A 12,502-nucleotide genomic window follows, 5' to 3' on the forward strand; every position below is an offset into this window, starting at 1 on the left:
GACGCAACGATGGATAATGTGGCTGCGTCGTGCGGGGGCTTGCCATGGATTTTCCGAAACTGCTGGATGTTCTCCGGAATATTCCTCTCTGGCTGACGGGTGCGATCGCCGCCGGATGCCTGTTCGTACTCTATGGCCCGTCCATCAGGGGGCTGCCCCTTGATGCCGCGCGCGACTGGCCCATGTTGGGCGTTGTTACGGTGTTCGCGGTCAGCCTTGCCCTCAGCCAGATCGTCGCGCTCGGAATAAAGGCTGCTCGTGAGTGGCAGAGTAGGCGCAAGCCCCCCCGGCTTAATTTTATCTGCGACGATCACCGAGGAAGATCATTCTGGGCCGACGGGGGCACTGCGACCAAGCCAATCACCCAGATCCGCCTATCATTAACCGCAAACAACCCGGCACCGGGAAGTGCGCGCGTGGTCAAGGTCCGGATTCGCCGTCCCCGGTTCATCCGAGCCGCCGAAATCTCTTCTCTGTCCTTTCAATCGCCAATGCAGATCGGCGGAAGTATCTATTCCTCGAAGGGAACCCTTTTTGGCAAACAATCAGCCGATTGCCATATTGATGCGATCATCGAACGGAAGCTGGGAGCCGCTGGCAAGGCCCTGCGCGTGGCGTTCGATCTTATCGACGAGAGTGGGCAGGTTTATCGCGTCCGGACGAAGCTGCTACCCTCGCCCTGAACGCGATGAAAGGTTTGCTCCTAAACCCGGGCCTTTCGTAAGGTACTGTATTGCGCGAGCGGCTTCGCCCGCTCCAACTAGCTCCTGACGGAGCTTTCCCGTATCGGAGTATTGCCCGCAAGCAGCGTCGATCGCGTCGGCACTGAACGCCTCCCGTCGACCGCCAGCCGTCAAAATCAAAGATCGGCGTATCGATCAGATTGTGGATAGCCATGTGCGCGCGAATTACTTCGCGGCCGGTGCCTTTTCCGGCTCATATCCCGGTTCGTAGCTGATCTTCGCGGTGCTGCGCGCAGCGGCGACCTGGGCCTGGCTCTCGCGCAGCAGGGTCGCGCCGCGTACGGCGAGGCCGGCGGCCAGTCGGCTCTCGGCGGGCGGCATGGCGATGGGCTCGCGTCGGGTGATAACCCCGACGATCAGCCGGTCGCCCTGCGGCAGCAGGATGGGCTCGCCCTCAGGAGCCTCGTCGAGTTGCCGTGCGACACCGGGTTCGGTCTGGCCGGTGTCGATCACCCCCTGGCCCCGCGCGGGAACGATGCCGATCGACTGGAGCGCCGCCACCGCCTCGTCCATCGAATGGGCGTCGGCGAGTACCGACAGGCTGGCCCGGTTCTTCGGCGGAGCGAAGGCGAGTTGATCCATGAACAGCCGTTGCCGCCGCGCGAATTGCAGCGGGTTGGCGTAGATATAGTCGCGGATTTCGGTGTCGACGGGCATCGGCACGGTCGCCGCGACCTTTTCCCCCAGCAGGCTGGCGAGCAATTCCTCCTCGTTGCGCTTTTTCAGCAAGACGAACTCGGGAGTCTTGTCGAGGCCTCGCTTGCGCGCTTCCTCGACTTCGAGATGGCGGTCGATCAGGCCCTGGAGGATCGCCTTGCGCAGCTGGGTGCGATCCATGCTGTCAGGCACGGCTATGTCCCGAATTTCGGCGGAAAGCTGCTCGATCGAAATCTCGTCGCCGTTAACGATCGCGATCACCTGCCCCTTCGGGGTCTTCTGGCAACCCGCGAGCAGCAGCAGGGCCATCGCGATAACCTTAAATTCGCCCGTGCGCCTGTTCACGCCACTTCCCCCCAAATCCCCAAAATCGTTCCGCCATTCCCTGGCAAGATGCGGCAAGCCCAGCGTCCGGATCACGGCATGTTGCCGCTGAAATGATATCATGAGCGTATAGCTGGCCGGATTATCACGGGGAAGCCAGCCGCGGGATCATCTTCGACAATAGTTTACAGTTCCGGGCGGTAAGCCGGATTGAATAGTGTCGGCCTATCTTACATTCAGGCCCAAGTAGCGAATGAGCTTGCGGCGCACCCTGTTGAAAAACAAGGATATCCAGCGGATGGCGCGGAAATTGCTTGATGAGCGATGCGCCTCGATGGCGTTGTTGGGGGACTTGAAATGGTGCAGTCTGAGTTCATGGGCGCGGTAAGGCGCTTCACCTCGGCGATGTGGGGGATGCTGGCGGTGATGCTGGCGGCAGGCCCGGCGAATGCCACGATTGATCCGGCGCACCAGTTCATCGTCAATGGCGGTTTCGAACAGACCACCAACGGCCTGGGGCAACTTCGCCGCAACACCAATGTCGTCGGCTGGACGTCGCAATATGATAGCGGCGGCAATTACGGCTATACCTATGTCCTCAACACCTCCACCGCGTCGACGACGGGCTCGCCCGGCGAAGCGCGGCTGAAATTATGGGGCCCCGGCAATGGCGCGAACAATGGCCTGGCCGCGAGCCCGACGGGCGGCAACTTCATCGGTTCGGACGGCGCTTATCACATGGGCAAGCTGACCCAGGCGATCGCCGGCCTGATCATCGGCCAGACCTATCAGCTGACCTTCAACTTCGCCGGCGCGCAGGAAAAGGGCTATAACGGCGCGTCGAGCGACAGCTGGTATTTCGGCTTCCAGAATCAGGGTCTTAATGCGCAGACTGCGGTGCTCAACAACGCCAACCACGGCTTCACCGGCTGGTATAGCCAGACCTACAATTTCGTCGCCACGCAGACCAGCGACACGCTCTACTTCCTGGCGCAGGGCACCCCCGCCGGCCAGCCGCCCTTCTCGCTGCTCGACAGCGTTTCGCTCACCGGCGCTTATGGCACGGTGAGCGCCGCGCCCGATCCCGCGACGTGGATGACGCTGCTGCTCGGCTTCGGTATTATCGGCATGAGCCTGCGCCGCCGCCGCACGCGCGCCGCCATGCTTTCGGCGGTCTAACGCGGAAGAACTGTGCAGTTTAAGATGGTGGACGGCACGCGGCCCGTATAGGCCGGTGGCGTGAAGGATTTTACCGACGATATTCGCCTGCTCGACGGGATCAAGGCCGTGCCTTCGATTTTGGAGGTCGTGTGTCAGGCGACCGGCATGGGCTTCGCGGCGGTTGCCCGCGTCACCGAAGACCGCTGGGTCGCTTGTAGCGTGCGTGACGATATCGGTTTCGGCCTGGTCCCTGGTAGCGAGCTCAAGGTCGAGACGACGATCTGCAACGAGATCCGTGATCACCGCGAGCCGGTGATCATCGACAATGTCGCCGCGGATCCGCGCTATCGCGATCACCACACGCCGGAAATCTACGGCCTGCAAAGCTATATCTCGATGCCGATCATCCTTTCGGACGGCAGCTTCTTCGGCACGCTTTGTGCGATCGATCCCCGCCCCGCGCAGGTGAGCCGGCCCCACATCGTCAATATGTTCAGATTGTTTGCCGAGATGATCGGCCAGCATATCGAGGCGGGCCGGAGGCTGATCGATAGCCGGCATGCCCTGCTGGGCGAGCAGGAGGCGTCGGCACTGCGTGAGCAGTTCATCGCCGTGCTCGGTCATGACCTGCGCAATCCGCTCGCCGCCATCCAGAGCGGCATGCGGCTGCTGGGCGCCGAACAGCTGAGCGCGCGCGGCGTGAAGATCATCGGCATGATCGATGATGCGGTGCTGCGCATGGCTGGCATCATCGACAATGTGATGGACTTCGCGCGCGGCCGGCTGGGCGGCGGCATCGCCCTCGAACGCTCGCGCCGCCCGCTGCGCGACATGCTCGACCAGATCGTCGCCGAGTTCAGCTCGAGCCATCCCGGCCGGACGATCAAGACGACCATCACCATGACCGAAGAAGTCGACGCCGACCATGGTCGGCTTGGCCAGCTCTTTTCCAATCTGCTCGGCAATGCGATCGTCCATGGTTCGCCCGATATGCCGATCCGCGTCGAGGCGCGAGTGGCCGACGGTCACCTGGAACTGCGCATCGTCAATGGCGGCGACCCGATCTCACCTGCCGCGATGGACAAGCTGTTCACGCCCTTCGCTCGCGGCGAGGTGAAGCCGAGTCTTCAAGGGCTCGGCCTCGGACTCTACATCGCTTCGCAGATCGCGCAGGCGCATGGCGGTACGCTGACCGCTTCCTCCGACGGGAACGAGACGGTATTCCTGTTCAGGATGCCAATCGCCTAACGGACTGGCTCCAAGCCTGCCGACGGAATCACGACCGGTGGGGCCATGCCCGACGTGGAAGATAGGGCATCAGTAGGTGTCGGAAGGCTCGGCCTCGCCCATTATCCGGCGCACGACGACGGTCAGCAGCGCCCATGTGGTGAGAAAGGCATAGGCAAGCAACGGCCATAGCATGCTGCGGACATCGAGCGTCGCCATGAACAGAAGCACCAGCAAAGCCGCGCCGATCATGGCGCACAACGCCTGGAGGGCGATCCTCATGATGTTAGAAGATCATCGCGACGACGATCAGGATGAGGACGAGCGCGCCGACGCTCAGGGTTACATTGCGGCCCATGACTATTCTCCCATTGTTCATTGCACTGAACCCCGCAGGGCGCGCGCTGTTCCCGGCTATGCTTGCGCTCGGGATACCGGGCGCGCAGGATCTGTTCGAAGGCCGAGGCTTCGAAAGGGGCGGCGATCCGAATATGCGGTGATCGCGCTGGTCGGTCCGGCCATGCCGCCCACCGTTCGGTCCGGCCTGGTCGGAAGCCCGGCTGCTCAGTCTCGGCTATGCCTATGAGCAGGGGTCGAAGGCGCGGATCGGGGCTAAGCTGATCTAGGCGTCGCTCCGGCGTCCGCCGAAGCGACCGGTCAGCCTTCCGCCTTTTCGACCCTTACCAGCATCGTCCCTTCGGACACCTGCCCGCCCGTGTTGACCTTGAGTTCGGCGACCACCCCGTCGAACGGCGCGAGCATCGCCTGCTCCATCTTCATCGCCTCGAGCACCAGCAGCTTCTGGCCTTTGATTACGCTGTCGCCCTCGGCGACCTCGATCGCGATCACCTTGCCCGGCATCGGCGCAAGGATCGCGCCGTCGGAGACCGCACCGCCGCCGCCCGCATGGTCGGCGCGCGGCGTCTCGAACGGCCAGGCCTCGCCTTCGACGAACAGCAGCCTTTCGTCGCCGACCACATGGTCACGCGCACGGATCGGGGCGTCATCGATGGTGACGAGATGCGAATGGCCGGCGATTTCGACCGCGACGCGCCGGTCGGGTGCGGCGTTGGATCGAAATCCGGAAAGCGCCCCCCACGCATCGGTCGCGGCGGGCAGCAGCGCGCGGGCGGCGGCCTGCTTCACCGCCTCGGACGGCTCGGCGGCGGGCACCAGCCGGTCGGCGTGTCGCTCGATGAAGCCTGTGTCGATATTGCCCGCGACGAAATCGGGGTCGGATGCGGCGCGCGCGAGAAAGGCGGCATTGGTACGCACCGGCCAGACCTCAACCCGGCTTGCGGCGTGGGCGAGTTTGGCGGCGGCGGCGCGACGGGTGGGTGCGGCGACGATCAGTTTGGCGATCATCGGATCGTAGAAGGGCGATACCTCGCCGCCTTCCTCGACGCCGCTGTCGACGCGGACGCCGCGCGGAAATTTCAGCCGGTCGAGCGGGCCGGTCGAGGGCAGGAAACCGACCGACGGGTTCTCGGCGTAGAGCCGTGCTTCCATCGCCCAGCCGTTGATCGAAAGCTGCTCCTGCCGCTTGGGCAGGGGTTCGCCGCTCGCGACGCGGATCTGCCACTCGACCAGATCCTGGCCGGTGATCATCTCGGTGACGGGATGCTCGACCTGAAGCCGGGTGTTCATCTCCATGAACCAGATGCGGTCGGGACGCAGGCCTTCCGATGCGTCGGCGATGAACTCGATCGTCCCCGCGCCGACATAGTCGACCGCCTTCGCCGCCTTGACGGCGGCGTCGCAGACGGCAGCGCGGGTCGCCTCATCCATGCCGGGGGCGGGGGCTTCCTCGATCACCTTCTGATGGCGGCGCTGGAGCGAGCAGTCGCGCTCGAACAGATGGACGACATTGCCCCGCTTGTCGCCGAAGACCTGCACCTCGATATGGCGGGGCCCAAGGATATACTTCTCGATCAGCACGCGATCGTCGCCGAAGGACGAGGCCGCCTCGCGCTGGCAGGAGAGGAGCGCGTCGGCAAAATGCTGCGCAGCATCGACCTTGCGCATGCCCTTGCCTCCGCCGCCCGCGACCGCCTTGATCAGCACCGGATAGCCGATCCGGTCGGCTTCCGCCTGAAGATGCTCTGGCGACTGATCGTCACCCATATATCCGGGTGTGACGGGCACGCCTGCCGCGATCATCAGCTTCTTCGCGGCGTCCTTCAGGCCCATCGCGCGGATCGACGATGCGGGCGCGCCGATCCACACCAGCCCGGCGGCCTCGACCGCCTCGGCGAACTCGGCATTTTCGGACAGGAAACCATAGCCCGGATGGATCGCCTCAGCGCCGGTCGCCTTCGCCGCATCGATGATCTTCGCCTGCACCAGATAGGATTCGCGCGCCGGGGCGGGGCCGATGCACACCGCCTCGTCGGCCTCGCGGACGAAGGGCATGCCAGCGTCGACATCCGAGTGCACGGCGACGGTGCGGATGCCCATCTTGCGCGCGGTGCGGATGATCCGCCGGGCGATCTCGCCACGATTGGCGATGAGGAGGGATTTAATCATATGCTGAAGTTCCTCCCGGAACGGGGAAGGGGACCGCCCGCAGGGTGGTGGAGGGGAAGGCACTATGCTCACCGGATCTCGAACGACCATCGAACGCGCGAGAAAATTGCGGCGAACGCTGAGCTTGCCCGAAGGGTTGTTGTGGCGGGCGCTGCGCGCGAGGCCCGGCGGCTTCAAATTCAGGCGTCAGCATCCGGCCGGTCCTTATGCGCTCGATTTTTTCTGCGCTGAGGCAGGGCTGGCTATCGAGATCGACGGGGAGAGTCATAGCTTCGGTGACAGACCTCAGCGGGACGCCGGTCGCGACGATTGGCTGGCGGGCCACAAAATCGTCGTGCTGCGAACTCCGGCAAGGGATGTTCTTCAGGACGAGATGGCCGCCGTCGAGCATATCATGCAAGCCGTCGCGTCGCGCATTCCCCTCCACCATCCTTTGGATGGTCCCCCTCCCCGTACCGGGGAGGAACTTTAAACTGGCGCTCATCATCACATCCTGAACAGGCCGAACTGCGGTCGCTCTGGGATCGGCGCGTTCAGCGTGGTGGAGAGGGCGAGGCCAAGGACGTCGCGGGTCTGGGCGGGGTCGATGATGCCGTCGTCCCACATGCGCGCGGTGGCGTAATAGGGGTTGCCCTCATCCTCATATTTCTGACGGATCGGGGCCTTGAAGGCTTCGGCCTCCTCGGGCGTCCATTTCTCGGCATCGCGGTGGACGGTGGCGAGGACCGACGCGGCCTGCTCGCCGCCCATCACGCTGATCCGCGCATTGGGCCAGCTGAACAGGAAGCGCGGCTGATAGGCGCGGCCGCACATGCCGTAATTGCCCGCGCCGAAGCTGCCGCCGATCAGCACGGTGATCTTCGGCACGCTCGCGGTCGCCACCGCGGTGACGAGCTTCGCGCCATTCTTGGCGATGCCCTCGGCTTCATATTTGCCGCCGACCATGAAGCCCGAGATGTTCTGGAGGAACAGCAGCGGAGTGCGGCGCTGGCAGGCGAGCTCGATGAAGTGCGCGCCCTTGAGCGCACTTTCCGAGAAGAGCACGCCGTTATTTGCCAGGATCGCGACCGGCTGGCCCCAGATATGCGCGAAGCCGCACACCAGGGTGGTGCCGTAGAGCGCCTTGAACTCGTGGAAGTCCGACCCGTCGACGATCCGCGCGATCACCTCATGCACGTCATAGGGCGCGCGGACATCCTGCGGCACGATCCCGTAGAGCTCAGCGGGATCATATTTTGGCGGGCGCGGTTCGGCGCGGTTGACGGTCGCGGGCGAGGACGGCTGGAGAGTCGCGACGATGTCGCGGACGATCAGCAGCGCATGTTCGTCATTCTCGGCGACATGGTCGACCACGCCCGACCTGCGGCCATGCGTCTCCGCGCCACCGAGCTCTTCGGCGCTGATCACCTCGCCGGTCGCGGCCTTTACCAGCGGCGGGCCGGCGAGGAAGATCGTGCCCTGGTTGCGGACGATCACGGTCTCATCGGACATGGCCGGGACATAGGCGCCGCCCGCGGTGCAGCTGCCCATCACGCAGGCGATCTGGGGAATGCCCTCCGACGACATCTGCGCCTGATTGTAGAAGATCCGCCCGAAATGGTCGCGGTCGGGAAAGACCTCGGCCTGGTGCGGCAGGTTCGCGCCGCCGGAATCGACGAGGTAAATGCACGGCAGCCTGTTCTCGCGAGCGATCTCCTGCGCGCGCAGATGCTTCTTCACCGTCATCGGGAAATAGGCGCCGCCCTTCACCGTCGGATCATTGGCGACGATCAAGCATTCGCGGCCCTGAACCCGGCCGACGCCGGCGATCACCCCCGCACCCGCGGGGCCGCCCTGATCGTCATACATGCCGTTGGCGGCGAGCTGGCCGATTTCGAGGAAGGGTGAACCGGGGTCGAGCAGGCGGTGGACGCGGTCGCGCGGCAGCAGCTTGCCGCGCGACACGTGGCGCTCGCGATGCGCCTCCGATCCGCCGAGTGCGGCGGTGGCGACGCGGTCGCGCAGCTCGTCCGCCAGCGCGCGATTATGCGCGGCATTGGCGGCGAAGCCTTCGCTGGCGGGGTCGGCGAGGGAGGCGAGGCGGGTCATGCGGCGATCAGCTCGCGGCCGATCAGCATGCGGCGAATCTCGTTGGTCCCCGCGCCGATGTCGAGCAGCTTGGCGTCGCGCATGTAGCGCTCGACCGGCCAGTCCTTCGTATAGCCCGCGCCGCCCAGCGCCTGCACCGCCTCATTGGCGACCTTCACCGCATTCTCGCTGGCGAGGAGAATCGCGCCCGCCGCGTCGAAGCGGGTCGTCCGCCCGGCATCGCAGTTGCGCGCCACCGCATAGACATAGGCGCGCGCCGAATTGAGCGCGACATACATGTCGGCGATTTTCGCCTGCATCAGCTGAAACGCGCCGATCGGCTGGCCGAACTGCTTGCGCTCGCGGACATAGGGCAAGACGGTGTCGAGACAGGCCTGCATGATGCCGAGCTGGATGCCGGCGAGCACGGTGCGCTCATAGTCGAGCCCCGACATCAGGACGCCGACGCCGCCGCCGACCGGGCCCATCACATTCTCCTCGGGAACCTCACAATCGTCGAACACCAGTTCGGCGGTGGGCGAGCCGCGCATCCCGACCTTTTCGATCTTCTGCCCGATCGAAAAACCCTTCATCCCCTTCTCGATGATAAAGGTGGTGATCGCGCGCGACGGCTTGTCGTCGCTGCCGCCGGTCTTGGCATAGACGACCAGCGTGTCGGCATAGGTCGCGTTGGTGATCCAGAATTTGGTGCCGTTGAGGATGTAGCGGTCGCCCTTCTTCTCGGCCTTGAGCTTCATCGAGACCACGTCCGATCCGGCCCCCGCCTCGGACATGGCGAGGCTGCCGACATGCTCGCCCGAGATCAGCTTGGGGAGATATTTCGCCTTCTGCTCGGCATTGGCCCAGCGGCGGATCTGGTTGACGCACAAGTTCGAGTGCGCGCCATAGGACAGGCCGATCGATGCCGAGGCGCGGGCAACTTCCTCCTGCGCCACGACATGTTCGAGATAGCCGAGGCCGAGGCCGCCATCCTCTTCCGCGACGGTGATACCATGCAGGCCCAGCGCGCCCATTTCGGGCCACAGCTCGGTCGGGAACCAGTCGTCGGCGTCGATCTTCGCGGCAAGCGGCGCGATGCGGTCGGCGGCGAAGCGCGCCGTCGAGTCCCTGATGGTGTCGGCCATTTCGCCGAGCCCGAAGTCGAAATCTGCCATGCCTGCCTCTCCAGCGCGGTTGTCGTCCCCTGATAAGCCGGGAGCGATCATAAGAAAAATTGAAATAAACCGTGGAACATCATAGATATCACCTATGATCGACCGCTATCTCCTGCGCTATTTCCTGGCGGTGATCGACCAAGGCAATTTCTCGAAAGCCGCCGCCTATTGCAACGTCTCTCAGCCGACGCTCTCGGCGGGCATCGCCAAACTGGAAACGCTGCTCGGCCGCCCCTTGTTCAACCGCACCAACCGGCGGGTCGAACTGACCGAGGCCGCGGTGCAGCTGGCGGGGCATGCGCGCCGGATCGAAGCCGAGTTTGCGGCGGCAGAGCGCGATGTGCAGCAGGCGTCTACCCAGACGACGATTCGACTGGGGATATTGTCTTCGATACCGTCGGCATGGATCGAGGATTATGCCGTCGCTCTGCGCGATAGCGGGGCTGGCGAGCGGGTCGAGTTCATCGAGGCGCGCGAGCGCGACCTGACCGAGCGGCTGGCGCGCGGTAGCCTCGATGCGGCGTTGACTGTGGTCCGTGACGATGTGCGCTTCCCGGCGGAACGGCTGTTCAGCGAAGGCTATGCTCTGGCGATGGCGGCGACGCATCCGCTTGCCGGCCGCGACCTTATCGACGGCGCCGATCTGGCGGGCGAGCCGATGATCGTGCGGCGGTATTGCGAACTGCTGTCCGACACCAGCCGCTATTTCACCGCGCGGGGCGTGCGGCCCTTTTTCCCCGCGCGGGTCACCAGCGATGATCGCGCGCTGCGGCTGGTCCGCGCCGGGCTTGGGCTGACCGTCATGCCCGATTGTTTCCACGCGCCCGGCGTCGTGCGTCCGCGCCTAGCCGATTTTCCTTTCACCCGCGAGATCGGGTTGCTCTTCGGCACCCATGCCGATGCGCGGCTGCGTGGCCGCAAAGCGCTGACACTGCTCGCCGAGGCCGTCGAAAACCGTTCAGCCGATGGGTTTGCGCGCCACCCTGTGTAGGATTGGCCCATCCGGGTCCGTCCTTGCTGCGTGCGGCGCGTTGATGCGCGCATGAACGAGGAGAGGAGAGTGTCATGGCCTATGTCGACGGTTTCATTGTCGCCGTGCCCCGGGACAAGATCGACGCCTATATCAAGATGGCGGAAACTGCGCGGGACGTGTGGATGGAGCTGGGCGCCCTATCCTATGTCGAAGCGCTGGCCGACGACGTCTCGCCGGGCGAGTTGACCAGCTTCCCGCGCGCGGTTCAGCTCAAGGACGACGAGACCGTCGTCTTCTCCTGGATCACCTATGAGTCGCGCGAATCGCGTGATGCGATCATGAAGAAGGTGATGGACGACCCGCGGATGAAGGACGGCATGGAAAATATGCCGTTCGATGGCAAACGCATGATCTATGGTGGGTTCAGGACCATCGTCGAAAGCTGAGGGGGATAGAATGGCGTTTGAAGGAAGCTGTCATTGCGGCAAGGTGGCGTTCGCGGTGGAGGCCGATCCCCCGGCGAAAGCGATGCAGTGCAATTGCTCGCACTGCCGGCGCAAGGGCTTCCTGCTTGCCTTCTTTCCGGTCGATCAGTTCACGCTGCTGCGCGGCGAGGACGATCTAAAGAGCTATCTCTTCTACAGGCATGCCATCGAGCATTGCTTCTGCACGACCTGCGGCACCCAGCCCTTCGCACAAGGTAAGACGCCCGGCGGCGGCGAGATCCGCGCGGTCAATCTGCGCTGCGTCGAGACGATCGATCCGGAGGCGTTGGAGATTCAGAAGATCGATGGGGCGAGCTTCTGATGGCGGGCGGCCAGAAAGGCGGGCAAGCCTATGTCGGCGTCGGCGGCTGGACCTATGAGCCGTGGCGCGACAATTTCTATCCTAAGGGTTTGGCCCAGGCGCGCGAGCTGCAATATGCCAGCGAGCATCTTACCGCGATCGAGATCAACGGCACCTATTACGGCACGCAGAAACGCGAAAGCTGGACCAAATGGGCGGAAACCGTACCGGAGGGCTTCGTCTTCGCGGTCAAGGCGTCGCGCTTCTGCACCAACCGGAAGGTGCTCGCCGAAGGCGCGGAGTCGATCGGCAAATTCCTCAATCAGGGCATTGCCGAACTGGGGCCCAAGCTCGGCCCGGTCCTGTGGCAATTCATGCCGACCAAGAAATTTGACCCAGTGGATTTCGCCGGCTTCCTGAAGCTGTTGCCGCAGGAGCAGGAAGGCGTCGCGCTGCGCCATGCGCTCGAGGTGCGGCACGACAGTTTCGTCTGTCCAGAGTTCGTCGATCTGGCGCGCGACCATGGCTGCGCGATCGTTTTCGCCGACCATGAAAGCTATCCCGGCATCGCCGATCTCACCGCGTCCTTCGTCTATGCGAGATTGCAGCAAAGTCGCAGCAATGAACCGACCGGCTATGACGCGGACGAACTCAGCCGCTGGGCAGCGGCGACGCGCGCATGGACCGGGGGCAAGGCGCCGCCCGGCCTGCCCTATGTTACGGAGCCGCCGTCACCGGCGGCGGCGCGCGACGCCTTTGTCTTCTTCATCAGCGGCGCGAAGGAGCGCAACCCGGCTGCGGCGCAGGCGCTGATCGCGCAATTGTCCTGACTGCATTTGTCACGGTCGGCCGAGCCGAACATC

General features: G+C 64.3%; 13 protein-coding genes. 8 read left to right on the plus strand and 5 right to left on the minus strand.

Features of this window, described 5'->3' with window-relative positions:
- The first annotated feature begins 44 nt into the window (after positions 1 to 44).
- Entirely contained in the window at positions 45 to 683 is a 639-nt protein-coding gene (locus WP12_RS17185) for a hypothetical protein (protein ID WP_046194892.1), read from the plus strand.
- 225 nt (positions 684 to 908) lie between these two features.
- On the opposite strand, the gene WP12_RS17190 is transcribed toward WP12_RS17185, so the two are convergent.
- Complete coding sequence (locus WP12_RS17190; RefSeq protein WP_235399182.1) at positions 909 to 1,745, minus strand: hypothetical protein; 837 nt, start codon at positions 1,743 to 1,745, stop codon at positions 909 to 911.
- 336 nt (positions 1,746 to 2,081) lie between these two features.
- Here WP12_RS17190 and WP12_RS17195 point away from each other — a divergent pair, with 336 nt between their 5' ends.
- Both WP12_RS17195 and WP12_RS17200 read left to right on the plus strand, forming a co-directional pair.
- Complete coding sequence (locus WP12_RS17195; RefSeq protein WP_235399183.1) at positions 2,082 to 2,903, plus strand: PEP-CTERM sorting domain-containing protein; 822 nt, start codon at positions 2,082 to 2,084, stop codon at positions 2,901 to 2,903.
- A 60-nt stretch (positions 2,904 to 2,963) separates the two neighbouring features.
- The gene (locus tag WP12_RS17200; RefSeq protein WP_046194894.1) at positions 2,964 to 4,133 is read left to right on the plus strand and encodes a GAF domain-containing sensor histidine kinase; all 1,170 of its coding nucleotides are present in this window, start codon (positions 2,964 to 2,966) and stop codon (positions 4,131 to 4,133) included.
- Positions 4,134 to 4,202: 69 nt separating this feature from the next.
- Here WP12_RS17200 and WP12_RS17205 read toward each other — a convergent pair whose 3' ends face one another.
- Both WP12_RS17205 and WP12_RS17210 read right to left on the minus strand, forming a co-directional pair.
- The gene (locus WP12_RS17205) at positions 4,203 to 4,394 is read right to left on the minus strand and encodes a hypothetical protein (RefSeq protein ID WP_046194895.1); all 192 of its coding nucleotides are present in this window, start codon (positions 4,392 to 4,394) and stop codon (positions 4,203 to 4,205) included.
- 375 nt (positions 4,395 to 4,769) lie between these two features.
- Positions 4,770 to 6,638, minus strand: a complete 1,869-nt coding sequence (locus WP12_RS17210) for an acetyl/propionyl/methylcrotonyl-CoA carboxylase subunit alpha (protein ID WP_046194896.1) — start codon at positions 6,636 to 6,638, stop codon at positions 4,770 to 4,772.
- Between the two features lie 64 nt (positions 6,639 to 6,702).
- On the opposite strand from WP12_RS17210, the gene WP12_RS17215 reads away from it, so the two are divergent.
- Positions 6,703 to 7,110 (plus strand): endonuclease domain-containing protein, encoded by a 408-nt coding sequence (locus WP12_RS17215; RefSeq protein ID WP_046194897.1) that lies wholly within the window; start codon positions 6,703 to 6,705, stop codon positions 7,108 to 7,110.
- A 14-nt stretch (positions 7,111 to 7,124) separates the two neighbouring features.
- On the opposite strand, the gene WP12_RS17220 is transcribed toward WP12_RS17215, so the two are convergent.
- Both WP12_RS17220 and WP12_RS17225 read right to left on the minus strand, forming a co-directional pair.
- Positions 7,125 to 8,726, minus strand: a complete 1,602-nt coding sequence (locus WP12_RS17220) for a carboxyl transferase domain-containing protein (protein WP_046194898.1) — start codon at positions 8,724 to 8,726, stop codon at positions 7,125 to 7,127.
- A complete protein-coding gene (locus WP12_RS17225; protein ID WP_046194899.1) occupies positions 8,723 to 9,880 on the minus strand; it encodes an acyl-CoA dehydrogenase family protein in 1,158 nt (385 codons plus the stop codon). The genes WP12_RS17220 and WP12_RS17225 overlap by 4 nt, the downstream gene beginning before the upstream one ends.
- Before the next feature lie 94 nt (positions 9,881 to 9,974).
- Between WP12_RS17225 and WP12_RS17230 the strand changes: the two genes are divergently transcribed.
- The 4 genes from WP12_RS17230 to WP12_RS17245 all read left to right on the plus strand — a co-directional run bounded on the left by WP12_RS17230 (position 9,975) and on the right by WP12_RS17245 (position 12,469).
- Positions 9,975 to 10,871: a LysR family transcriptional regulator gene (locus WP12_RS17230; protein WP_046194900.1), complete on the plus strand. Its 897-nt coding sequence runs from the start codon at positions 9,975 to 9,977 to the stop codon at positions 10,869 to 10,871.
- A gap of 74 nt (positions 10,872 to 10,945) precedes the next feature.
- A complete protein-coding gene (locus tag WP12_RS17235) occupies positions 10,946 to 11,299 on the plus strand; it encodes a DUF1428 domain-containing protein (protein ID WP_046194901.1) in 354 nt (117 codons plus the stop codon).
- A gap of 10 nt (positions 11,300 to 11,309) precedes the next feature.
- Entirely contained in the window at positions 11,310 to 11,660 is a 351-nt protein-coding gene (locus WP12_RS17240) for a GFA family protein (protein ID WP_046194902.1), read from the plus strand.
- Positions 11,660 to 12,469: a DUF72 domain-containing protein gene (locus WP12_RS17245; RefSeq protein ID WP_046194903.1), complete on the plus strand. Its 810-nt coding sequence runs from the start codon at positions 11,660 to 11,662 to the stop codon at positions 12,467 to 12,469. Before WP12_RS17240 ends, WP12_RS17245 begins: the two co-directional genes overlap by 1 nt.
- The last annotated feature ends 33 nt before the right edge of the window (positions 12,470 to 12,502 follow it).

The organism is Sphingomonas sp. SRS2, assembly GCF_000971055.1.
Classification (GTDB): Bacteria; Pseudomonadota; Alphaproteobacteria; order Sphingomonadales; family Sphingomonadaceae; genus Rhizorhabdus.

Bases quoted from the DNA above. Each gene is read 5' to 3' on its own strand.
- WP12_RS17210 (WP_046194896.1), bottom strand. From the start codon at position 6,638: ATGATTAAATCCCTCCTCATCGCCAATCGTGGCGAGATCGCCCGGCGG.
- WP12_RS17240 (WP_046194902.1), top strand. From the start codon at position 11,310: ATGGCGTTTGAAGGAAGCTGTCATTGCGGCAAGGTGGCGTTCGCGGTG.
- WP12_RS17230 (WP_046194900.1), top strand. From the start codon at position 9,975: ATGATCGACCGCTATCTCCTGCGCTATTTCCTGGCGGTGATCGACCAA.
- WP12_RS17195 (WP_235399183.1), top strand. From the start codon at position 2,082: ATGGTGCAGTCTGAGTTCATGGGCGCGGTAAGGCGCTTCACCTCGGCG.
- WP12_RS17220 (WP_046194898.1), bottom strand. From the start codon at position 8,726: ATGACCCGCCTCGCCTCCCTCGCCGACCCCGCCAGCGAAGGCTTCGCC.
- WP12_RS17215 (WP_046194897.1), top strand. From the start codon at position 6,703: ATGCTCACCGGATCTCGAACGACCATCGAACGCGCGAGAAAATTGCGG.
- WP12_RS17205 (WP_046194895.1), bottom strand. From the start codon at position 4,394: ATGAGGATCGCCCTCCAGGCGTTGTGCGCCATGATCGGCGCGGCTTTG.
- WP12_RS17225 (WP_046194899.1), bottom strand. From the start codon at position 9,880: ATGGCAGATTTCGACTTCGGGCTCGGCGAAATGGCCGACACCATCAGG.
- WP12_RS17245 (WP_046194903.1), top strand. From the start codon at position 11,660: ATGGCGGGCGGCCAGAAAGGCGGGCAAGCCTATGTCGGCGTCGGCGGC.
- WP12_RS17185 (WP_046194892.1), top strand. From the start codon at position 45: ATGGATTTTCCGAAACTGCTGGATGTTCTCCGGAATATTCCTCTCTGG.
- WP12_RS17235 (WP_046194901.1), top strand. From the start codon at position 10,946: ATGGCCTATGTCGACGGTTTCATTGTCGCCGTGCCCCGGGACAAGATC.